The sequence below is a fragment of the Rhodococcus sp. NPDC057297 genome (assembly GCF_042667435.1).
Lineage (GTDB): Bacteria > Actinomycetota > Actinomycetes > Mycobacteriales > Mycobacteriaceae > Rhodococcoides.
The window spans coordinates 234,886-255,786 of the sequence record NZ_JBHUZE010000010.1 but is presented as its reverse complement, the minus strand read 5'-3'; the positions used below and the strand labels follow the sequence as shown (position 1 = coordinate 255,786).

23 protein-coding genes and 1 tRNA gene are annotated in these 20,901 nt (G+C 63.6%); 10 read left to right on the top strand and 14 right to left on the bottom strand.

The window, feature by feature from the left end; translation table 11 throughout:
- The first annotated feature begins 334 nt into the window (after positions 1-334).
- The 4 genes from ACFULT_RS24430 to ACFULT_RS24415 all read left to right on the top strand — a co-directional run bounded on the left by ACFULT_RS24430 (position 335) and on the right by ACFULT_RS24415 (position 3,199).
- On the top strand, positions 335-1,399 hold the full coding sequence (locus ACFULT_RS24430) for an ABC transporter substrate-binding protein (protein WP_378482769.1): 1,065 nt from the start codon (positions 335-337) through the stop codon (positions 1,397-1,399).
- A gap of 1 nt (position 1,400) precedes the next feature.
- Entirely contained in the window at positions 1,401-1,871 is a 471-nt protein-coding gene (locus tag ACFULT_RS24425; protein WP_037110392.1) for an NUDIX domain-containing protein, read from the top strand.
- A gap of 208 nt (positions 1,872-2,079) precedes the next feature.
- Positions 2,080-2,997: an SPFH domain-containing protein gene (locus ACFULT_RS24420; protein ID WP_378482768.1), complete on the top strand. Its 918-nt coding sequence runs from the start codon at positions 2,080-2,082 to the stop codon at positions 2,995-2,997.
- Between the two features lie 4 nt (positions 2,998-3,001).
- Positions 3,002-3,199, top strand: a complete 198-nt coding sequence (locus tag ACFULT_RS24415; RefSeq protein ID WP_020112062.1) for a hypothetical protein — start codon at positions 3,002-3,004, stop codon at positions 3,197-3,199.
- A 27-nt stretch (positions 3,200-3,226) separates the two neighbouring features.
- On the opposite strand, the gene nrdF is transcribed toward ACFULT_RS24415, so the two are convergent.
- From nrdF to ACFULT_RS24385, 6 genes are all read right to left on the bottom strand, one after another.
- Positions 3,227-4,228, bottom strand: coding sequence for a class 1b ribonucleoside-diphosphate reductase subunit beta (gene nrdF / locus ACFULT_RS24410; RefSeq protein WP_037110394.1), 1,002 nt, complete (start codon positions 4,226-4,228; stop codon positions 3,227-3,229).
- Between the two features lie 47 nt (positions 4,229-4,275).
- Positions 4,276-6,438 (bottom strand): class 1b ribonucleoside-diphosphate reductase subunit alpha, encoded by a 2,163-nt coding sequence (gene nrdE / locus ACFULT_RS24405; RefSeq protein ID WP_037110396.1) that lies wholly within the window; start codon positions 6,436-6,438, stop codon positions 4,276-4,278.
- A gap of 47 nt (positions 6,439-6,485) precedes the next feature.
- Positions 6,486-6,950, bottom strand: coding sequence for a class Ib ribonucleoside-diphosphate reductase assembly flavoprotein NrdI (nrdI, locus tag ACFULT_RS24400; RefSeq protein ID WP_020112063.1), 465 nt, complete (start codon positions 6,948-6,950; stop codon positions 6,486-6,488).
- A gap of 38 nt (positions 6,951-6,988) precedes the next feature.
- Entirely contained in the window at positions 6,989-7,222 is a 234-nt protein-coding gene (gene nrdH / locus ACFULT_RS24395) for a glutaredoxin-like protein NrdH (RefSeq protein WP_019668009.1), read from the bottom strand.
- 448 nt (positions 7,223-7,670) lie between these two features.
- The gene (ykgO, locus tag ACFULT_RS24390; protein ID WP_019668008.1) at positions 7,671-7,793 is read right to left on the bottom strand and encodes a type B 50S ribosomal protein L36; all 123 of its coding nucleotides are present in this window, start codon (positions 7,791-7,793) and stop codon (positions 7,671-7,673) included.
- A gap of 37 nt (positions 7,794-7,830) precedes the next feature.
- Complete coding sequence (locus ACFULT_RS24385; protein WP_037110399.1) at positions 7,831-8,397, bottom strand: NAD(P)H-dependent oxidoreductase; 567 nt, start codon at positions 8,395-8,397, stop codon at positions 7,831-7,833.
- A gap of 105 nt (positions 8,398-8,502) precedes the next feature.
- Between ACFULT_RS24385 and ACFULT_RS24380 the strand changes: the two genes are divergently transcribed.
- Positions 8,503-9,096, top strand: a complete 594-nt coding sequence (locus ACFULT_RS24380; RefSeq protein ID WP_037110401.1) for a TetR/AcrR family transcriptional regulator — start codon at positions 8,503-8,505, stop codon at positions 9,094-9,096.
- A 37-nt stretch (positions 9,097-9,133) separates the two neighbouring features.
- Positions 9,134-9,979, top strand: a complete 846-nt coding sequence (gene nadE / locus ACFULT_RS24375; RefSeq protein WP_037110403.1) for an ammonia-dependent NAD(+) synthetase — start codon at positions 9,134-9,136, stop codon at positions 9,977-9,979.
- Positions 9,980-9,985: 6 nt separating this feature from the next.
- On the opposite strand, the gene ACFULT_RS24370 is transcribed toward nadE, so the two are convergent.
- Together ACFULT_RS24370 and moaA are read right to left on the bottom strand one after the other, a co-directional pair.
- The gene (locus tag ACFULT_RS24370) at positions 9,986-10,228 is read right to left on the bottom strand and encodes a MoaD/ThiS family protein (protein WP_037110404.1); all 243 of its coding nucleotides are present in this window, start codon (positions 10,226-10,228) and stop codon (positions 9,986-9,988) included.
- Positions 10,221-11,306, bottom strand: a complete 1,086-nt coding sequence (gene moaA / locus ACFULT_RS24365) for a GTP 3',8-cyclase MoaA (protein WP_037110406.1) — start codon at positions 11,304-11,306, stop codon at positions 10,221-10,223. Before moaA ends, ACFULT_RS24370 begins: the two co-directional genes overlap by 8 nt.
- A 44-nt stretch (positions 11,307-11,350) precedes the next feature.
- Between moaA and glp the strand changes: the two genes are divergently transcribed.
- The 3 genes from glp to ACFULT_RS24350 are packed head-to-tail and all read left to right on the top strand — an operon-like array spanning position 11,351 to position 14,129.
- Positions 11,351-12,697: a gephyrin-like molybdotransferase Glp gene (gene glp / locus ACFULT_RS24360; RefSeq protein WP_378482767.1), complete on the top strand. Its 1,347-nt coding sequence runs from the start codon at positions 11,351-11,353 to the stop codon at positions 12,695-12,697.
- A gap of 44 nt (positions 12,698-12,741) precedes the next feature.
- Positions 12,742-13,719 (top strand): bifunctional molybdenum cofactor biosynthesis protein MoaC/MoaB, encoded by a 978-nt coding sequence (gene moaCB, locus ACFULT_RS24355; protein ID WP_378482776.1) that lies wholly within the window; start codon positions 12,742-12,744, stop codon positions 13,717-13,719.
- Positions 13,716-14,129, top strand: a complete 414-nt coding sequence (locus ACFULT_RS24350; protein ID WP_019668000.1) for a molybdenum cofactor biosynthesis protein MoaE — start codon at positions 13,716-13,718, stop codon at positions 14,127-14,129. Before moaCB ends, ACFULT_RS24350 begins: the two co-directional genes overlap by 4 nt.
- Here ACFULT_RS24350 and ACFULT_RS24345 read toward each other — a convergent pair.
- Entirely contained in the window at positions 14,126-15,193 is a 1,068-nt protein-coding gene (locus ACFULT_RS24345; RefSeq protein ID WP_378482766.1) for a CobW family GTP-binding protein, read from the bottom strand. The genes ACFULT_RS24350 and ACFULT_RS24345 overlap by 4 nt on opposite strands.
- Positions 15,194-15,222: 29 nt before the next feature.
- Positions 15,223-16,230, bottom strand: coding sequence for an N-acetylmuramoyl-L-alanine amidase (locus ACFULT_RS24340; RefSeq protein ID WP_378482765.1), 1,008 nt, complete (start codon positions 16,228-16,230; stop codon positions 15,223-15,225).
- A gap of 415 nt (positions 16,231-16,645) precedes the next feature.
- Here ACFULT_RS24340 and ACFULT_RS24335 point away from each other — a divergent pair, with 415 nt between their 5' ends.
- A complete protein-coding gene (locus ACFULT_RS24335) occupies positions 16,646-16,993 on the top strand; it encodes an Lsr2 family protein (protein WP_037110414.1) in 348 nt (115 codons plus the stop codon).
- A 71-nt stretch (positions 16,994-17,064) separates the two neighbouring features.
- On the opposite strand, the gene ACFULT_RS24330 is transcribed toward ACFULT_RS24335, so the two are convergent.
- From ACFULT_RS24330 to pgm, 4 genes are all read right to left on the bottom strand, one after another.
- Positions 17,065-17,137 (bottom strand) — tRNA-Ala (locus ACFULT_RS24330).
- A gap of 106 nt (positions 17,138-17,243) precedes the next feature.
- Positions 17,244-17,996 carry a DsbA family protein gene (locus ACFULT_RS24325; RefSeq protein ID WP_378482764.1) on the bottom strand — a complete coding sequence of 251 codons (753 nt, stop codon included), beginning with the start codon at positions 17,994-17,996 and terminating at the stop codon, positions 17,244-17,246.
- 20 nt (positions 17,997-18,016) lie between these two features.
- On the bottom strand, positions 18,017-19,240 hold the full coding sequence (locus ACFULT_RS24320; RefSeq protein WP_094719019.1) for an MFS transporter: 1,224 nt from the start codon (positions 19,238-19,240) through the stop codon (positions 18,017-18,019).
- Complete coding sequence (gene pgm, locus ACFULT_RS24315; protein ID WP_378482763.1) at positions 19,237-20,877, bottom strand: phosphoglucomutase (alpha-D-glucose-1,6-bisphosphate-dependent); 1,641 nt, start codon at positions 20,875-20,877, stop codon at positions 19,237-19,239. The genes ACFULT_RS24320 and pgm overlap by 4 nt, the downstream gene beginning before the upstream one ends.
- Between the last annotated feature and the right edge of the window lie 24 nt (positions 20,878-20,901).

Genomic DNA, 20,901 nt, shown 5'->3' with positions numbered 1-20,901 from the left:
GCCTTGTGAACGAACGAACCCTTAGGTCCCATCCGCGGCGGAAAAGGCCGAGCCGCCGTCACAGCGGGAGTAGGCCTAGGCGCTAGGGCAGTCACTGATCCTCCTGAAGATGCGTCCCATCCCGATCGACAAGCGGGACGTCCTGGTGTCTTGCGCTATTCGAATCCTAGACCGTGCACTCCGAGCCTGACCAACCGGTCCTACCGTGTGTCGTATTCGGCTCCCGCACCAGCTGGGCGGCGTCGAACGACCAGCGAGACCGGCGATTCGAGGAGCGGTCGATCTTCTTCGATAGGGTATGACGGCATCCCGACTCCCGTAAGGAACACCCGAGTTGATCAAGACGTCTCCTGCGCGCACCGCTGCCCTTGCGATCGTGGTGACAGCACTGACACTCGCATCCGGATGCTCGGACACCGCATCCTCCGAGGACAACGCGTCGACCATCGTTCGGAGCACCACCAACATCGCCGGAGCGGGCGTCGTCGGCAATGACCGAGACACCGTCGGGCTGTGCCCGGCTCCTGCACCGCTGGATCCGACCGGCATCGACGGTGACACCCGCCCGGTCGGCCACAGCGAGGGCATCACGGACGTGCCGGCGGACCCGATGCGCGTCGTCGTACTGGACGCCGCGTCGCTGGACGCCACCTGTGCACTGGGTGTGTGGGAGCGCGTCGTCGGCGCAGCTCCGCTCGATCCCGACTTCCGCGGCGACGGCGATCAGGAGCTGTACCTGGGGACCGGAATTGCACAGATCCCGTCGGCCGGGGCCGTCGGTACGCCGGACATCGACGCCATTGCAGGCCTGTCCCCCGACCTGATAATCGGAGCGGATTCACTGGGACCGGACATGTACGACACACTCGGCGACATCGCCCCGACGGTCTTCACCAGCACCGACGAGGGATGGAAAGGCGCATTCCTGCAATCGGCGGCTGCACTGGGTCGGGGTGGGACCGCCTTCGAGGAACTAGCCCGCTTCACCGCGGACGCCGAGCAGGTCGGCCGGGACGTCAACGCCCAACAGACGCAGGCGTCGGTCGTGCGATTCCTTCCGGACTCCTTCTCCACCGACGCTCCCTCGACGTTCGCCAGCTCCGTTCTCGCGGAGATCGGCGTGCAACGACCTCCGACGCAGGTCGACACCGCCGCCACTGGATCGGCCGAGGACGTCGCAGCCGCCGAAGGCGACATCGTCTACGTCCGCTTCGACGGCGACGCCGGGGAGGACTACGGCACCTCGGTCATGACCGGCGAGGCGTGGGAGGGCCTGGGCTCGGTCAAGGACGGACGCATCTTCGTGGTCAACGACACCGTATGGTCGGGCAGCGGACTGATCGCCGCTCGCACGATCCTTGAGGACGTCACCAACTCCCTGAACGCGTACGTGTCCTGACATGCCGATCCCCGAATTCGTCCTCGCCCTCCGCGACAAGGTCGGCACGTCACCGCTCTGGCTGTCCGGCGTCAGCGCCGTCGTGGTCTCCGACGGCAAGATTCTCCTGACCCAGCGGCGGGACAACGGAAAATGGGCCGTTGTCTCCGGCATCCTCGAACCCGGCGAAGAACCCGGTCCGGCCGCTCTACGCGAAATCCGCGAGGAAGCCGGCATCGACGCCGAACTGATCCGCCTCACCGGCGTCGACGTCACCGAACAGATCACCTACCCCAACGGCGACGTGGCCCAATACCTGGACATCACCTTCCTCGCCCACCACACCGGCGGACACGCACACGTCGCCGACGACGAGAACCTCGCCGTCGCATGGTTCGACCCTGACGAACTTCCCGATAATCTCGCCGACACCTCGCGTCTGCGCATCCACCACGCTCTCGGCAACACAGCCGAAGCCTGGTTCCGGCGCTGAGTCGCCCCTCTCCCCCCACCACGCGCTGATCCGCCCTCCTCCACCCGGCCCTGAGTCGCCCCCATTCCCGAGCGAAAGTGATGTTCGGTCAGTCTGACTGACCGAACATCACTTTCGCTCACTTCTACTGACCAAACGCCACGTTCGGTGCGACGGCGGGCCCAGAATGTGATATCACTTTAGTATCACTACTGAGAGGGAGGCCATTGTGACTGGACCATCGACTGTTGCCGAGAAACCGACGGGTGCTCCGACGACGACGATTGCCGAACGGCCGGGATGGGATCTGCCGGGGTGGTCGATGCTCGGGGTCGGGCTCGTTCTGTTCCTGGGAGGTATCGCGGCGTTCGTACTCGGTCTCGTGTTCACCGTTGTCCCACTGGCTGTCGTCGGCGCCGTGTTGTTCGTCGTGTCGCTTCCCGTTCTTGCGGGCTTGACGTTGGTGCAGCCGAATCAGGCTCGCGTGCTTCAACTCCTGGGAAGTTCGTACAGCGGAACGCTCCGCACGCCCGGCCTGCGTTGGACGAATCCGTTGACGTACCGCAAGGCGATTTCGACGCGAATTCGCAATCACGAGACGGGACAGTCGAAGGTCAACGACGCCGACGGCAACCCCATCGAGATCTCGGCGATCGTGGTGTGGCAGGTGGCGGACACCGCACTCGCGTCGTTCCAGGTCGACGACTACGAGGAGTTCGTCGCGGTGCAGACCGAGTCGGCGGTTCGGCACATCGCCGGTAGCTACCCGTACGATGCCGAGGGTCGAATGTCGTTGCGCGAGAACGCGGACGAGATCACGGGCGCGATGAGCGAGGAAGTGCACGCACGGGTCAGATCGGCGGGCGTCGAGGTGATCGAGACGCGGATCAACCGGCTCGCCTACGCACCGGAGATCGCCCAGGCGATGCTGCGCCGTCAACAAGCAGGTGCTGTCATCGCAGCACGTCAGCAGATTGTCGAGGGCGCGGTGGGAATGGTCGAGATGGCCCTTGCAAAGCTCGAGGACAAGCACGTCGTCGAGTTGGACGAGGAACGCAAGGCCACGATGGTGTCCAACTTGCTCATCGTGCTGTGCAGTGACCGCGACACGCAGCCCGTGGTGAACACCGGATCGCTCTACCAGTAATCCGATGCCCGTCGAACGTAAGAAGCTTCTGCTCAGACTCGACCCAGCGGTGCACGACGCGCTTGCCCGCTGGGCTTCCGACGAGCTCCGGAGCACGAATGCGCAGATCGAGTTTCTGTTGCGTCGCGCTCTGACCGAGCAAGGGCGGATGCCGAAGGACGCGGAAACGATGCGGAAGCAAGGCAGGCCCCCCGGCTCGTAGCCGAGGGGCCTGCCCCGCCGAACAAGATCAGAAGTCCCAGTCCTCGTCTTCGGTGTTGACTGCCTTGCCGATGACGTACGACGACCCGGAGCCGGAGAAGAAGTCGTGGTTCTCGTCCGCGTTGGGCGAGAGTGCGGACAGGATCGCCGGGTTGACGTCGGTCTCGTCCTTGGGGAACAAGCCTTCGTATCCGAGGTTGTTGAGAGCTTTGTTGGCGTTGTAGCGCAGGAACTTCTTGACGTCCTCGGTCAGACCGATTTCGTCGTAGAGGTCCTGCGTGTACTCGACCTCGTTGTCGTACAGCTCGAACAGCAACTCGAACGTGTAGTTCTTCAGGTCCTCGCGCTCGGCTTCGGTGACCTTCTCCAGGCCCTTCTGGTACTTGTAGCCGATGTAGTAACCGTGCACGGCCTCGTCGCGGATGATCAAGCGAATGAGGTCGGCCGTGTTGGTCAGCTTGGCCCGTGAGGACCAGTACATCGGCAGGTAGAAGCCCGAGTAGAAGAGGAACGACTCGAGAAGCGTCGACGCGACCTTGCGCTTGAGCGGGTCGTCACCTTTGTAGTAGTCGAGGACGATTTCGGCTTTGCGTTGCAGGTTCGGGTTCTCCTCCGACCAGCGGAAGGCATCGTCGATGTCACGCGTCGAGCTCAGCGTCGAGAAGATCGAGCTGTAGCTCTTGGCATGGACCGACTCCATGAACGCGATGTTCGTGTAGACGGCTTCCTCGTGCGGGGTGATCGCGTCGGGGATCAGACTGACCGCTCCGACCGTGCCCTGAATTGTGTCGAGGAGCGTCAGCCCGGTGAACACCCGCATCGTCAACTGCTTCTCGACGGCATTGAGAGTCCCCCACGACGGGATGTCGTTGGAGACCGGCACCTTCTCGGGAAGCCAGAAATTACTGGTGAGCCTCTCCCAGACCTCGGCGTCCTTGTCGTCCTGGACGCGGTTCCAGTTGATTGCCGAGACGCGGTCGATGAGCTTGATCTTTGCCCCGTCCGCGGGCGAGTGCGGTGCTGCAGTCATGACGTGTCCTCTGTGGGTTGAATCGGGTGAAGATCAACGGCCTCGGCTTACAGCATGCACGAAACGCAGCCCTCGACCTCGGTGCCTTCGAGTGCCATCTGACGCAGTCGGATGTAGTAGAGCGTCTTGATGCCCTTGCGCCATGCGTAGATCTGAGCCTTGTTGATGTCACGCGTGGTGGCGGTGTCCTTGAAGAACAACGTCAACGACAAGCCCTGATCGACGTGCTGCGTTGCCGCGGCGTAGGTGTCGATGATCTTCTCGTACCCGATTTCGTAGGCATCCTGGTAGTAGTCCAGGTTGTCGTTGTCGAGGTACGGCGCCGGGTAGTAGACGCGACCGATCTTGCCTTCTTTGCGGATCTCGATCTTGGACGCGACGGGGTGGATCGAGGACGTCGAGTTGTTGATGTAGGAGATCGATCCGGTCGGCGGAACGGCCTGCAGGTTCTGGTTGTAGATGCCGTACTGCTGCACCGACGCCTTCAGCGCGGACCAGTCGGCCTGCGTGGGGATGTGCACGTCGGCGTCCGCGAACAGAGACGCCACCCGAGCGGTGCTGGGCTCCCACACCCGCTCGGTGTACTTGTCGAAGAACTCACCGGAGGCGTACTTGGATTCCGGGAACCCCTTGAAGTACGTTCCGCGGTCCTTCGCGAGCTGGTTCGACGCCTGGATAGCGTGGAACAGCACGGTGTAGAAGTAGATGTTCGTGAAGTCGACGCCTTCGGTGGAACCGTAGTGGATGCGCTCACGCGCGAGGTATCCGTGCAGGTTCATCTGGCCGAGACCGATAGCGTGAGAGTCGTTGTTGCCCTGCTCGATCGACGGCACCGAGTAGATGTGGGTCTGATCGGACACTGCGGTCAATCCACGGATAGCGACGGCGATGGTCTTGCCGAAGTCCGGTGAATCCATCGTCTTGGCGATGTTCAGCGAGCCGAGGTTGCAGGAGATGTCCTTGCCGACGTGACTGTAGGACAGATCGTCGTTGAACAGCGACGGCGTCGAGACCTGCAGGATCTCCGAGCAAAGGTTGGAGTGAGTGATCTTGCCCTTCACCGGATTCGCGCGGTTCACGGTGTCCTCGAACATGATGTACGGGTAACCGGATTCGAACTGGAGCTCGGCAAGTGTCTGGAAGAATTCGCGCGCCTTGATCTTGGTCTTGCGAATTCGCTTGTCGTCGACCATCTCGTAGTACTTCTCGGTGACGTTGATGTCCGCGAACGGAACGCCGTAGATACGCTCGACGTCGTACGGGGAGAACAAGTACATCTCTTCGTTCTTCTTCGCCAGCTCGAACGTGATGTCCGGGATGACGATTCCGAGCGACAGCGTCTTGATGCGGATCTTCTCGTCCGCGTTCTCGCGCTTGGTGTCGAGGAATTTGTAGACGTCCGGGTGGTGAGCATGCAGGTACACCGCTCCGGCACCCTGACGGGCACCGAGCTGATTGGCGTAGGAGAACGAGTCCTCGAGGAGCTTCATGATGGGGATGACGCCCGAGCTCTGGTTCTCGATCCGCTTGATCGGCGCACCCGCCTCGCGAATGTTGCTGAGCAGCAGAGCAACACCGCCGCCGCGCTTGGACAGCTGCAGGGCGGAGTTGATGGAACGACCGATGGACTCCATGTTGTCCTCGATACGCAGCAGGAAACAGGAGACGGGCTCGCCGCGCTGCTTCTTACCCGAGTTGAGGAATGTCGGGGTGGCCGGCTGGAATCGTCCGGCGATGATCTCGTCGACCAGATCCGTCGCAAGCCTTTCGTCGCCGGCCGCGAGGGTCAGAGCGACCATGCAGACGCGGTCCTCGAAGCGTTCGAGGTAACGCTTACCGTCGAACGTCTTGAGCGTGTAGGACGTGTAGTACTTGAACGCGCCGAGGAACGTCGGGAAACGGAACTTCTTCGAGTAGGCGTGGTTGATCAGGAACTTCACGAACTCACGCGAGTACTGGTCCAGCACCTCGGGCTCGTAGTAGTTCTCCTCGACGAGGTAGTCGAGCTTCTCGTCCAGATCGTGGAAGAAGACCGTGTTCTGGTTGACGTGCTGCAGAAAGTACTGGTTGGCCGCCTCGCGGTCCTTCTCGAACTGGATCTCGCCGTTGGGACCGTACAGATTCAACATCGCGTTCAACGCGTGATAATCCAGATCGCTGTCCGATCGAGCGGCGTTGACGGGTGCTACCTCGGTGATGGTCGGTGCCACGGCTTCGCTCCAGTTCCTTCTACATGTCGTTTGTTGTGTGCGCTGCGCTAGTGGACCTGCGCGGCGCGGCGGGATTCGCGCTCCCAGAAGTCCTCGAGACCCTCGCGGACTCGATGTACGTCTTCGGGAGTGCCCATCAGTTCGAATCGGTAGAGATACGGAACTGCGCACTTTTGCGAAATGACATCGCCTGCAAAGCAGAACGAATCACCGAAATTGGTATTACCGGCCGCGATGACCGCGCGGATCAGCGACCGATTGTGCTTGCGATTCAGAAATTTGATGACCTGTTTGGGGACGTAGCTGGTGTCGCGGCCTTCGAACGTCATTCCCCCGCCGTACGTGGGCACGATCAACACGTAGGGCTGGTCCACCGAGAAATCCTCGGGGTTCTTGAGCGGGATGCGACTTGCCGGAAGGGCGAGCTTCGTAACGAACCGATGCGTGTTCTCGGATGCGCTGGAGAAGTAGACGATCGGATGCGTCGACGGTGGAGCGGGAGCGAAATTCACACCTGCTCATCTCCTCCTACGTCCGGAGCACCCTGAGTTCAAGCAACGCTCGCCGTGAGTGCCTTGATGCGGTCGGGGCGGAATCCGGACCAGTGGTCTTCGCCGGCGACGACGACGGGAGCCTGGAGGTAGCCGAGCGCCATCACGTAATCACGAGCCTCGGCATCCTGCGAGATGTCGACGACGTTGTACTCGATGCCCTCTTTGTCGAGAGCGCGGTAGGTGGCATTGCACTGAACGCAGGCGGGCTTGGTGTAGACGGTGATGCTCATGATGTTCCCCTTTTCCGTACCGACCTCGGCCGACGATTCCGACGCCGAGCGGTGACCCGGGCCAGAGCAGTTTCGAGACGATTCACCGTGCTTCGAGCCCGTTTTCGGGGCTTTCGACGTTGTGTCCTCTCGACTGCTCAGACACTACACCTTGTGTCCGACATATGCCTACAACACGAGATGTTGCGAACAACATCGTTGGTATTCGCTGGTCACGGACTTGCCGTCGAGCGAAAAAAGGAATCATTGCGGCGTGTCGCGTGCGACACGCTTTCATGTCATGCGTCACACCGAAGACGTGAAACCACAGTGACCGAGTACAGCAAGCCGACACGCCGCACGCGAAGGGTGAAACGGTCCGGTTCGGACACGAGAAAGGCCCTCGAAGCCTTGTCGACTCCGAGGGCCTCGTCCGACCGCCGGTAGGCGCTGATGCGCCGTCGATCCGTCAGCGTTGGCGCGCCTTGAACCGCGGTTCCTTCTTGTTGATCACGAACACCTTGCCGTGACGACGCACGACCTGAGCGCCCGGCTTGTTCTTCAGCGATTTCAGCGAGTTTCGTACCTTCATACGAAGACTCTACATGAAAACGATTTCCGTTACTGTATCAGGCTGCGACGAGCTCGTCGGATGCCTTGACCAACTCCGCGACGACGGCGCCGATCTCGGCGGAGACCTCGGCATTCTCGCGCGGGTGGGCAGTTCCGAACTTGTCGATGGTTCCGCCGATGGTGAGCTCGACGTCCTCGAGCACCTTGCCGCCCGCGATGCCGACGGCCTTGCGGGCATCGTCGTGCGCCCACTTGGCACCGTTTCCACTCGGCGACGCACTGATGACGGCGACCGGCTTCTTCGACACCGCACCGGCGCCGTACGGACGGGACAGCCAGTCGATGGCGTTCTTCAGAACTGCAGGAATGGTGCCGTTGTATTCGGGCGTGACGAGCAGAAACGCGGTAGCCTTCTCCGCCGCGGCACGCAGTTCGAGTGCGGAACCGGGAACCTTGCCGTCGACGTCGATGTCCTCGTTGTAGAACGGCACATCGGCAAGACCGTCGTAGACCACCGCCGAGGAGCCCTCGGGGGTCAGCGACGCCGCGGTATCGGCAATCTGCTTGTTGACCGAATCCGCGCGGAGACTTCCGACGAGAACGAGAACGTGTGCATCAGACATGAGTAATTCCTTCGAGTTCGAGTATGCAGCCGGTGTTCGACCCAATTCTTACCACTCAAACGGACCGCGGTCCACTTCCATTCCCGAGCAGGTAGACTGTCCCTTGTGACCGATTTCATGCTGCCCATAGCCGGCGAGGAGACCGAGCGGTGCGACGCTGCGCGTAACCGGCGACTCCTGCTGGACGCGGCATCGGAACTGGTCGCGACGGTCGGAGCCGACGCTGTGACCATGGACGGCCTCGCTGCCAAGGCTGGTGTGGGCAAGGGCACAGTGTTCCGTCGGTTCGGGAGTCGATCCGGCCTGATGCAATCTCTGCTCGATCACACGGAGAAAGAGCTCCAGCAGTCGTTCCTCTTCGGTCCCCCGCCGCTGGGCCCGGGTGCCGACCCGATCGACAGGCTCGTCGCCTTCGGCCGCGCTCGGCTGCAACTGGTGGAGGTTCAGGGCGAGGTCATGCGCGCGGCCGAGAACTCGGCCCTGGTGCGGTACTCCGCGCCTGCTCACATGGTGAACTACACCCATGTGCTGACACTGCTGCGCAGTGCAGACGTCGGCGGCGATCTGGAACTACTGGCCTACAACCTGCTGACCCCACTCGAAGCGACACTGGTCATGCATCAGTTCCGCGATCTGGGTATGCCGATAGAACGGCTCGCCGACGGCTGGGAAGACCTGGTGCGCCGAGCCACCCGCTGACCGGCGAAAGTTCGCCCGGCGCCCCTAGAATGGCCGAATGTCACTACTACGCTCGGAACTTCGGACCCGCATCCTGCGTGAACTGGCGGTCCAGTCGTCGATCGACCCCGCGGCGGAGATCACTCGCCGTGTCGATTTTCTGAAGGCCTATCTACGCTCGACCCCCGCGAAGGGATTCGTGCTCGGCATCAGTGGTGGGCAGGACAGCACCCTCACGGGCGCGCTTTGCCAGCGTGCCGCGGCCGAACTACGCAGCGAGGGTGCCGAGGCAGAGTTCGTCGCGGTGCGTTTGCCGTACGGAGTTCAGGCCGACGAGGACGACGCGACGACGGCACTGACCTTCATCGGTCCGGACCGGACGGTCACCGTCAACATCAAGTCAGCGGCCGATGCTTCGGCCGCTGCCGCCGCCGAGGCGCTGGGCACGTCCGAGGTGCGTGACTTCGTGCGCGGCAACATCAAAGCGCGCCAACGCATGGTCGCGCAGTATGCTCTCGCCGGCCAGTTGGGCTACGTCGTCGTAGGAACCGATCACGCGGCCGAGGCGATCACCGGATTCTTCACCAAGTTCGGCGACGGCGGTGTCGACATCACCCCGCTCACCGGTCTCAGCAAGCGCCAGGGTGCGGCATTGCTACGTGAACTGCGCGCACCGGAGAGCACGTGGAAGAAAGTGCCGACAGCAGATCTGGAAGACGACCGACCCGCGCTCCCCGACGAGGAAGCACTCGGCGTCACCTACGACCAGATCGACGATTATCTCGAAGGCAAGGACGTGTCCGACGAGATCGCCGAGAGGTTGGAGCGGATGTTCCTGAACACCAGGCACAAGCGCGCCGTTCCGGTCACACCCTTCGACGACTGGTGGACCACCGAGAACTAAAGGACGCTAACCGCCGGCGAACGGCGGCAGGACATCGACCCTGTCGCCGAGCGTCGTGGCCGGATCACGGGTCAGGTCGTCGCCCACGAGAAACGCCGAGACTCGCAGCACGTCGGTAACCGAGCTTCCATGTCTCTGTTGCACAGCAGCTTTGAGAGCTGCAAGCGTACTTCCACCGGGAAGATCGAACATTTCGTGTGCGCACCCGGCAGCGTCGGCTGCGCCGGCGAAATACCTGACCTCAACCACCGATAGCTCCCATGCTTCGTGCGGGCGGTACGAAATCTGCGGCGTCGATACCGTGTCCGGCCCACTTGTTCCACATCGCGCCGCGCCACAGCCGTGCGATCTCGTCATCGGTGGCGCCGCCGCGCAGTGCGGCGCGAAGGTCGGTTTCCTCGTCGCTGAACAGGCACGACCGAACGGTGCCCTCGGCGGTCAACCGCGTGCGGTCGCAGTCCGAGCAGAACGACCTGGTGACGGACGCGATGATGCCGACGGTCGCCGATGTTCCGCCGACCGCCCATTCCTCCGCGGGAGCCGACGGGTCCGCGCGGCCGATTTCCGTCAGTTCGAACCGGGCCGACAGCACGTCGAGCAAGTGCTGCGCGTCGAGCATGTTCGCGCGCGCCCATTCCTGGTCCGCGTCCAGCGGCATCTGTTCGATGAAACGCAGTGCGACACCCTCGTCGAGGCACCACTGCAGGAGGTCCGCTGCGCCGTGCACCGTCTCCGGCATCAGGACGGCGTTGATCTTCACCGGGTTCAAACCGGCGCGCCTGGCCGCGCGAACACCTGCAAGCACCGACGGAAGCCGGTCGCGCCGAGTCAATTCCGCGAAGTGGTTCCGATCGATGGTGTCGAGCGAGACGTTCACCCGTCCGAGACCCGCTGCCACCAAGGCGTCGACGCGGTGTTCGAGACCGACGGCGTTGGTGGTCATCGCCAGCGGCACGCCCGGCGCGGACGCCGAGCAGAGCTGAAGGATCTCCGCCAGATCCGCACGCATCAACGGCTCTCCGCCGGTGAAGCGGACTTCCTCGACGCCGAGGCGCGAGGTGGCAACACCGACCACTCGGGCGATCTCGCTCGCCGTCAGCAGATCCCGAGCCGCGATCGCGGGGAGACCGGCTTCCGGCATGCAATAGGTGCACCGCAGCGAGCACTTCTCGGTGATGGACACCCTGAGGTCACGTGCGACGCGACCGAACCTGTCGACGAGGACGGGAACATCCGGCCGATCCTCGACGGTGTTCGGGCGCGCTCGGTTGATCGAAGGCATTCCGAGCCCGACCGCACCGGTGCCCACCGCATTGCCGACTGTCATGACCCTCCTTCGACTGTTCCGTGCCCGACTGTCCATCCTCCAGTATGCCGTCCGCCCGATTCTTCGTACGATCCACCGAACATTCGCGCGACGGCGCGCGCCTAGGATCGTGGAATGAGCAGGATCGTGGAATGAGCAGTGCTGGGCATGGTGGATCACCGGAGGCCGGCGGGCGTGCGCACCGTCCGAGCGGGGCGTCGGTGGAGGAACACCTTGCAGTCGTCGAGGAACTGTTGCGCCCGCTGCGCACGAGAACGCCGCTGTCGGTGTCGGTGGCCGAAGCCCTCGGCCGCGTCGTGCACGCCGACGTCGTCTCCCCCGTCGACCTCCCGTTGTTCCGCAATTCCCAGATGGACGGATACGCCGTTCTCGCATCGGACGTCTCGACGGTTCCGGTCACGCTGCGGGTCGACGGTGTCGTTGCTGCGGGTCCGTCGGAGATCGTCCGGATCGAATCGGGGTCGGCCGTCAAGATCATGACGGGCGCGCCCGTGCCCCTCGGCGCGGACGCCGTCGTCCCCGTCGAGAACACCGAGCGATCCGCCGAAGGATCAACGCCCTCCGGTGATGCCGTGACGGTCACCGTGTCGAGGCAACCGGGTGACTACATCCGTGAGCAGGGCAGCGACATCACCGCGGGCACGATCCTGGTGCGGGCCGGGCAGGTCCTCGAACCACGCCACATCGCGGTGCTCGCCGCGGTGGGCCTCGACAGCGTCACCGTACGTTCTCGACCCACGGTCGCGGTCATCACCACCGGCGAAGAATTGGTCGACGCCGGCAGCACCCTGCGTCCCGGCGAGATCTTCGACTCCAACGGGCTCACGCTGGCGGCGCACCTGCGGGCAAACGGCGCCGACGTCGTCTCCGTCCGCCGAAGCTCCGACGACCGGAGCGAGTTCGAAAAGATATTGTTCGACGCTGCCCGCGAAGCCGAACTCGTCATCACGTCCGGCGGAGTGTCGATGGGTGATTTCGAGGTCGTGAAGGATGTAGTGGGTCCTCTGGGTGGGCGTTTCGGGTCCGTGCGCATGCAGCCCGGCGGACCACAGGGCGTCGCGACCATCGAGGGAACGCCCGTGCTCGACTTTCCGGGTAATCCGGTGAGCACGGTCGTGTCCTTTCTGATTTTTGCGCGCAACATCGTTCGAGAGGCGGCAGGTCTGGACCGGATCGAGCCGCGGTCGGTCCCACTGGCGCACTCGATCACCTCGATACGCGGCAAGCGACAGATGCTCCGGGCACGCCTCGGCGACGACGGAGTCTCGTTGGTCGCCGGTCCCGGTTCGCACCTCGTCGCTGCAATGGCATGGGCCGACGTCCTCGTCGACGTGCCCGAGGACACGACGGCTCTCGAAGCCGGTGAGAAAGTTCAGGTGATCCCGCTGTGACCACGTCCGGTTTCTCCCACCTCGACTCCGAGGGTCGCGCACGCATGGTCGACGTCTCCGCCAAACAGGACACCGTTCGAATCGCCGTCGCCGCAGGCGAACTGGCCACCACGGCAGAGGTAGTCGCGTTGGTGCGCGCCGATGGCATGCCGAAAGCCGACGTGCTCGCGACCGCACGGATCGCAGGAATCTCCGGAGCGAAGAAGACGTCGGAACTCATCCCGCTCTGCCACCAACTCGCGCTGTCGAAGGTCGACATCGTGTTCGGTTTCACCGACACCACGATCACGGTGGAAGCCACCGCGAAGACCACAGGTCCGACAGGAGTGGAGATGGAGGCGCTGACGGCCGTCGCCGTGGCCGGGCTCACGTTGCACGACATGGTCAAGGCCGTCGACCCGTCGGCGACGATGAACGGTATTCGGTTGGTGCGCAAAGAAGGCGGCAAACGAGGGGCATGGTCGCGTGACGACACCGCATCCGCTGCGCCTCCGTCCCTGACCGAGAACGAATCTCCGGCGGGCCGAACAGCCGCCGTCCTGGTCGCCTCCACCGGTGGTGCGAACGGAACCCGTGAGGACACGACCGGGCCTCGCATCGCGGCGTGGCTTCTCGACAGGGGATTCACCGTGCGCGGCCCACTCGTCTACGCCGACGCGGAGATCGCGGCAGGCCTGCGCGACGCTCTCACCGACGGCCCCGCTCTCGTCGTCAGCACCGGTGGCACCGGCGTCTCCCCGACCGATGCGACCCCCGAGGCGACCAAAGCCGTTCTGGACCGCGAACTTCCGGGAATATCCGACGCCATCCGGCTTCAAGGAACGAAGGTCACGCCGCATGCCACGCTCAGCCGCGGGCTGTCCGGGGTGGCGGGCCGCTCTGTCGTCGTCAATCTCCCCGGATCACCGGGAGGCGTGAAAGACGGCCTGGCGGTGCTGGATCCGATCGTCGACCATCTACTCGCCCAGGTTGCTGGAGACGGACTCCACGCCGATTCGGAAAGTGACGTGAACACCCCATGACCGACCTGCTCGCCGCGATCTCCGCCGATCCCATCGACACATCGGCGGTGGAAAGTGCAGTCGCCGGTCCGACGCACGGTGCAGTCGTGTTGTTCTCCGGCGTCGTACGCAACCACGACGGCGGACAATCCGTGTCGGCGCTCGAGTACCAGGCCCACCCCGAGGCGGAAAGATTCCTTCGTACGTGCTGCGCGGAGGTCGCGGAAGAATCCGGCCTGCCCGTCGCAGCCGTGCATCGCGTCGGTGACCTGTCGATCGGCGACATCGCCCTCGTGGCCGCCGTCGCTTCGCCCCATCGCGCCGAGGCGTTCGCAACCTGTGCACTGCTCGTCGAACGGATCAAAGCAGAAGTGCCCATCTGGAAGCGACAGCACTTCGCGTCGGGCACGTCGGAATGGGTCGGCCTCTAACCGGACCGGACGTACCGGTGGACCGGGAGCATCGCGGACTCGTCGGCGAGGTCACCGGGCCGCCGGACGCAATCCAGTAGCCGAATCTCGGCCAGTTCCTCGTCGAGGTCGGTGCCGATCAGAACGAGCCGGGTCATTCTCGTGGTGTCGTCGCCCCACTCCGCCGGCGTCATCGTGATGTGCCGGCCGACGGTGTTCACCTCGTACCGCTCGCTGTAGCCGGGTACGTCGAAGTGAACGAACCCCTTGATGCGGTAGACGTCGCCAGCCGGGTTCTCCACCATGTCGACGAACCGTCGGGGATCGAACGGCTCGTCGCTCTCGAAGCTCGTCGTGGAGTACTTCGCATGCAAATGATGTGCATGATCGTCTTGGTCGCCATGGCTGTCGTGGTCGTGGTCGTGGTCGAGGAGAATCTCGTCGAACGACATCTGACGCGGCTGCGTGGGATCCTGCACGCGCTCGGGTACGTCGAAGAGCAGTTCGGCGTCGACGCGGCCGTGGTCGGTGGTCAGAACGGGCGTGTCGGCGACGATGCCGCGGACAAGGGATTCGATGTTCGACAGTGCGTCGGGCGACGGCACGTCCGCTTTGTTGAGCACCACCAGGTCGGCCAACTGCACGTGCTGGTCGAGTTCGGGGTGTTCGGCTCGGGTGGAGGCGAATTCGACGGCATCGACCACCCCGACGAGACCGCCGTACGACACCCGCGGATTGTCGCTTGCAAGAACCATCCGAATGAGATTTCGGGGCTCGGCGAGACCGCTGGCTTCGACGACGATCACGTCGAGCGCGGATTTGCTGCCCGCGAGGACGTCGAACATCGCGTCGAGTTCCTCCACGTCGACGGCGCAACACAGGCAACCGTTGCCCAGCGACACCATCGAGTCCACCTGTCCGGCAACCATCATCGAGTCGATGTTGATCGACCCGAAGTCGTTGACGACCACGCCGATGCGAATTCCGCGATTGTTGCGAAGAAGGTGATTGAGCAGCGTCGTCTTGCCGGAACCCAGGAAGCCCGAGACGAGGACAACGGGAATCGTTCGGTCTGCCTCGGCCACGCAGCGAGATTACTCGGTGCCGCGTTCGGTCATCGAGTCAGGATCTGACGGAGCAGACCTTGCGCGACATCGGCGACGGCCCGAACGTCCGCCTCACCGCCACCGGCGTCGACGTAGGGAGCGAGTTCGGACAGCAACCGCGACAGCGAGTTTCCCGCGGTCGAATCGGCAGCGGAAGGAACAGTCGGCAACGACGGCACCGACTCGGCATCCGTCTCGGCTGCGATCTCTTCGGGAGTGACCGAGGTGTCCGGCCCGAGCAGATAGTCGATGATCCCGGTGGACAGCGCGATCGCGTGCTTCAGTTGACCGTCGGTGGTCTCCAACGTGTCCGCATCCGACGGGTTGGATCCGTTGCCCATCTCGACGAACACCAGCGGTACACCCGTCAGCGCAGGGCCTGCGACGTCGGAGCGTTCCTGAACACCGTCGGTCACACCGGCGTAGTTGGCAGGAGTGAAACCGGCACGTTCGTAGGCGTCGCGCATCAGTGACGTTGCCTGCCGCCCACCCGCCGATTGTGCCGCGTCGGCCGCTGCATCGGGGATCGGCAAGGTGGGAACGATGAGGTGGAAACCGTGCTTGTTCTCGTCCAGGCCTGTGGACGTGGAGTCCGCATGAATGCTGACGGCCACGTCGGCCCCCGATCGCGTGGCGGCCTCCGCCCTCTCGTCGACGCAGCCGCCCCAACCGGTGTCGTCCGCCCGCGAAGTCACCACCGTCGCACCGAGGCTCTCCAGACTCGACTTCACGAGCTGAGAGACGTTCCAGTTGATCGTGTGCTCCGGCACTCCACCGAGCGACGTCATGCCCGTCGTCTGGCAGTCCTTGGTTCCGCCGCGTCCATCGTCGACCTGACGCGTGAGATCCTCCGAGTGGCCCGTCCCTTGATGACCCGGGTCCAGGAAGACCGTCTTGCCGGAGAGTTCGTTCCCGGTCGATTCGGAGGCCGGATCGGCACTCGCCGCCGCGGGAGCGATCACCGCAGCGGACAGCAGTCCGACCGACAGAAACGCGAGCACACCAGTTTTGTTCATCGACGGTTGTGGGCACACCGCGGCCTGAGCCCGGCGCACCGCTCCCCTCTCACTCCGACAGCCACCAGGCCACACGAGCCCTCGGTCGTTCCCACGGGAATCAGTGGACACTTGAGCCCCAAGTGAAGCAGCAGCATCAGGGAGACTCACGGGCGATCCGCAATTCGGAAGCAAATCGTGAGCAGGCCGTGACTCAACCGTTGCCTTTTCCTCGAAAACTTTCGCACACTTCATATTTCTTTCAGTGACACACAAAACGAGTTCGCACAAAAGCAATCATCCGTGACCGAACGTCACGTTCGCTCCGAACAGGGGCGCCGACAATTCGTCACGCATGGATTATTTGCCCAGCCGGTCGTATAGTCGCGTTGAGTGTGATGCAGACGCACCTGAACTTCATTGGAGAACTTTTCATATGGCCAAGAAAGTCTTCGTCCAACTGGTGGACGATATCGATGACAAGCCGATCGAATCCGGCGGCGAACACATAACATTCTCCGTGAACGGTGTCGGTTACGAAATAGACCTCAGCGACAAGAACGCGAAGGAATTTCACCGGAAGCTCGATTACTACATCGAGCATTCGTTGCGAGTCGGAGGAAAGCGCGCGAAGAAGTCCGGCGGATCCGATTCGGTGAACTCCAAGCGTGACGCGAATCAGACCAAGGCGATTCGGGAATGGGCGAAGTCGAACGGTTACGCGATTTCCACTCGTGGCCGAATTCCGGCGGATGTGGAGCAAGCCTTCGACGCGGCGCACTAGGAACGCCGCGATCGAGCGGAGTACCTACGCGAAAAAGGGAGAGCCACCGTGAAGGTGACTCTCCCTTTTTGTGGAGCTAAGGGGACTCGAACCCCTGACCCCCACACTGCCAGTGTGGTGCGCTACCAGCTGCGCCATAGCCCCGTACTTCGCTTCCGCGTTACCTTGCGGTTGCTCGAACGAAGTTACACCATTGTCGCTGACAGCAACAAATCAGCAGCTCAGGGCGCTTGCGGTGGAAGTGGGCACATCAGCTGATCGACTCGACCCACGATGACTCGCGCAGTGCGTCCACGAGTTCCCCGTCGACGAGAACTCCGGGCGTACCTGCGGCTCCCGCAGCGGACAATGCAGCCCGGGCGGTTTCGGCGTCGGCGGCTGAGACGTCTGCTGCGCGTCCACTCGTGATGCAGTCTGCAACCGAACTGTCCGCGCCGTTACGAGTTGCCATCTCCGCCAGTTCGGCGTTCGAATGGTCGGTCTCGCCGTTCTCTTCCGGTTGAAATTCTGCCGAGAACAATTCGGCGTGGAACGCGGAGTACACGATCGCGTCGGACGATTCGGCGACGCAGCGCGACGCTGCGACGGCCCGGCTGGAGTAGTCGCCGCTCGCGGACAACTGATCGAGTTGGGGCAGAACGACCATGTGGTAGCGAACCGTGACGGTTCCTTCGTCGATCTTCTGTGCCAGTTCCTGGCCGTGCTTCACTTCGAGCTCGCCGCAGAACGGGCACATCGGATCCTCGAAGATGTCGACGGTGCGCGGCGCACCCGGAACACCGAGTTCGACCACACCGTCGTCGGACACGATCGATTGGACCTCCGCGTTGCGGACCGAGCCGTATCCGTCGTTGCGTGGCTCGTCGCCTCCTCGCTGCCAGAGGATGGCCACCACGATCACGGCGACAACCACGACAAGTGCGACGCCCGCAAGCACGTAGGTGAAGGTGTTGGACGTCGGCTGAGGTGTGTACTTTGCCCCGGATGTTCTCTTTTGACTCACGTGCACATGATACGAAAGCCTCACGTGGCCGGGGCTGCGGCGCTCTTCCTGCCTCCCGGCTCGGGGACCGTGATCCACCATGCGGCTGCCGCGAGCAGAATCACGCCGGATGCCACGAAAGCGGTGCCGTACGACGCCCCCTCGACGATCTTGGCTGCGACCACCGGGCCGAGGATCGCACCCACGTCCGCGGACATCTGGAAGGTGGACAGCACCGGTCCGCCGCGCGCTTTGGACCCGATGACATCCGCGATGGACGCCTGCTGCGCCGGTGTCATCAGACCGGATCCGATGCCTGCGAGGACAGAGAACGCCATGAACAGCGCGATGTCGTCGGTGAGCCCGATCCCTGCGGTACCGATGCCCGCGACGACCAGGCCTGCCACGACGAACGGTTTACGCCCACGGAGGTCCGACTGACGACCTGCGGTGGTGAGCACGATCGCATTGCCGACGGCGAAGACGGCCAGCGACACCGCCGCGACCGCAGCGGAACGCTGGAGTACCTCGATGACGAAGAGTGGAATCAACGCCACCCGCACACCGAAGATCACCCAGCCTGTCGCGAAGTTCGACGCCAGTGCCGCTCGGTAGGCGGGCACCGCCCACGCTGCCCGGAGTGTGAGAACGGGGACCGCCGAGTCCGTGCTCGCCTTCTCGTTGTCGACGTCGCCGAGCGCGAAGAACACGACGGCCGCGGCGACGACGAGCGCCACCGCGTAGATCAGAAACGGCGCACGCAGACCGAGTCCGACGACTGCTCCCCCCAACAGCGGACCACCGATCGATCCGAGCAGAAAACTCGTGGCGTACAAGCCGGAAATTCGCCCACGGCTCTCGGGCGGGCTCATTCGGATCAACAATCCGAGAGCGGACACCGAGAACATCGTCGACCCGATGCCGCCGAGCCCACGGAACACGAGCAACTGCCAATAAGTCTGGGCGAACGCACATGCACCGGTGGACAGCGCGACGATCAGCAGACCCGACAGGTAGATCGGGCGCTCCCCCAGCTTCTGTACCAGCGTCCCGCTTGCCGGGGCGAACAGAAGACGCATCAGCGCGAAGGTACTGATGACGGCGGACGCCGCGAACACGCCGACTCCGAACTCCGTCGCGAACTGCGGGAGCGCAGGCGAGACTATGCCGAATCCGAGGGCGATGACGAAGCTTGCCGAGATCAACACCCAGATTTCGGACGAAACCGGCGAGCGCCCGCTTTCCTGTCGAGTACCTTCCGTCACGACTCGTTCAAGGCCTGAGACACCAATTCCTTTGCCGCTGACTGAACCTGAGCGAGGTGATCGGCTCCTCGGAACGATTCGGCGTAGATCTTGTAGACGTCCTCGGTGCCGGAGGGCCGTGCCGCGAACCACGCGTTCTCGGTGGTGACCTTCAGCCCTCCGATGGCTGCGTTGTTGCCGGGCGCCGTCGTCATGGTGGCGGTGATCTCCTCACCTGCGAGTTCGGTTGCGGTCACCTGACTGGGAGACAGCTTGCCGAGGACTGCCTTCTGCTCGCGGGTGGCCGGTGCATCGACCCGGGCGTACGACGGGTCGCCGTACTCGGCGGTGAATTCCGAATAGCGTTGAGAGGGTGTCTTTCCGGTGACTGCGGTGATCTCCGACGCGAGCAGTGCCAGGATGATTCCGTCCTTGTCGGTCGTCCAGACGCGGCCGTCGGTACGCAGGAAGGACGCCCCAGCGCTCTCCTCCCCGCCGAATCCGAGATCGCCGTCGAGCAAGCCGGGTACGAACCATTTGAAACCGACGGGGACCTCGAGCAATTGCCGACCCAGTCCGGCGACCACGCGGTCGATCATCGATGACGAGACAAGGGTTTTACCGACACGCGCGGTGGGCGACCAGCCCGAACGATGCGTGAACAAGTAGTCGATCGCCACCGCCAGATAGTGGTTGGGGTTCATCAGTCCACCGTCGGGCGTGACGATCCCGTGACGATCGGAATCTGCATCGTTGCCGGTCGCGATGTCGTACGACGTCCGAGCTGCGATCAACGACGCCATCGCGTTCGGTGAGGAGCAGTCCATTCTGATCTTGCCGTCGGTGTCGAGCGTCATGAAACGGAACGTGGAGTCGACGAGCGGATTCACCACGGTGAGGTCGAGATTGTGACGCTCGGCGATCGCGTCCCAGTAGTCGACGCTTGCGCCACCGAGCGGATCCGCACCGATCCGAACACCGGCAGCGCGAACGGCGTCGAGGTCGACGACGCTGGGCAGGTCGTCGACGTACGTGCCGAGGTAGTCGTAGCGTTCGACGGTGGTGCGCATCGCGGTGTCGAGGGACACCCGCCGCACCCCGGCGAGGTCGGCGCGCAGAAGTTCGTTGGCTCGGGCTGCGATGACCGACGTGGCGTCACTGTCGGCGGGCCCGCCGTGGGGCGGGTTGTACTTGAAGCCGCCGTCACGCGGTGGGTTGTGGGACGGGGTCACGACGATCCCGTCGGCCCGGCGCTCCGGTCCCGACGCGTTGTACCGCAGAATCGCGTGACTCACAGCGGGAGTCGGTGTGTAGCGGTCCCCCGAGTCGACCAGGACGGTGACGTCGTTGGCGGCCAGTACTTCGAGCGCCGTGGTCCAGGCGGGTTCGGACAGCGCGTGAGTGTCACGGCCGATGAACAACGGACCTGTGATCCCCTGGGCCGCGCGATATTCGACGATCGCCTGGGTCGTCGCCAGGATGTGTCGTTCGTTGAACGCCGAGTCGAGGCTGGAGCCTCGGTGTCCCGAGGTTCCGAACACGACCTGTTGCCCGGGATCCGACACGTCGGGCGTCCGCGAGTAGTAGGCGGTGATCAACTGCGCGACATCCACGAGGTCCTCGGGAAGGGCAATTGTTCCAGCTCGTTCGTGCGCCACGATGCGCCTCCTTGTTCTCACCCT

Excerpts from the sequence above, each read along its gene's own strand:
- ACFULT_RS24425 (WP_037110392.1), top strand. The coding sequence starts at position 1,401 with ATGCCGATCCCCGAATTCGTCCTCGCCCTCCGCGACAAGGTCGGCACG.
- ACFULT_RS24415 (WP_020112062.1), top strand. The coding sequence starts at position 3,002 with ATGCCCGTCGAACGTAAGAAGCTTCTGCTCAGACTCGACCCAGCGGTG.
- nrdF (WP_037110394.1), bottom strand. The coding sequence starts at position 4,228 with ATGACTGCAGCACCGCACTCGCCCGCGGACGGGGCAAAGATCAAGCTC.
- nrdH (WP_019668009.1), bottom strand. The coding sequence starts at position 7,222 with ATGAGCATCACCGTCTACACCAAGCCCGCCTGCGTTCAGTGCAATGCC.
- ykgO (WP_019668008.1), bottom strand. The coding sequence starts at position 7,793 with ATGAAGGTACGAAACTCGCTGAAATCGCTGAAGAACAAGCCGGGCGCT.
- ACFULT_RS24385 (WP_037110399.1), bottom strand. The coding sequence starts at position 8,397 with ATGTCTGATGCACACGTTCTCGTTCTCGTCGGAAGTCTCCGCGCGGAT.
- nadE (WP_037110403.1), top strand. The coding sequence starts at position 9,134 with ATGTCACTACTACGCTCGGAACTTCGGACCCGCATCCTGCGTGAACTG.
- moaA (WP_037110406.1), bottom strand. The coding sequence starts at position 11,306 with ATGACAGTCGGCAATGCGGTGGGCACCGGTGCGGTCGGGCTCGGAATG.
- glp (WP_378482767.1), top strand. The coding sequence starts at position 11,351 with ATGCCGTCCGCCCGATTCTTCGTACGATCCACCGAACATTCGCGCGAC.
- moaCB (WP_378482776.1), top strand. The coding sequence starts at position 12,742 with ATGGTCGACGTCTCCGCCAAACAGGACACCGTTCGAATCGCCGTCGCC.
- ACFULT_RS24350 (WP_019668000.1), top strand. The coding sequence starts at position 13,716 with ATGACCGACCTGCTCGCCGCGATCTCCGCCGATCCCATCGACACATCG.
- ACFULT_RS24340 (WP_378482765.1), bottom strand. The coding sequence starts at position 16,230 with ATGAACAAAACTGGTGTGCTCGCGTTTCTGTCGGTCGGACTGCTGTCC.
- ACFULT_RS24335 (WP_037110414.1), top strand. The coding sequence starts at position 16,646 with ATGGCCAAGAAAGTCTTCGTCCAACTGGTGGACGATATCGATGACAAG.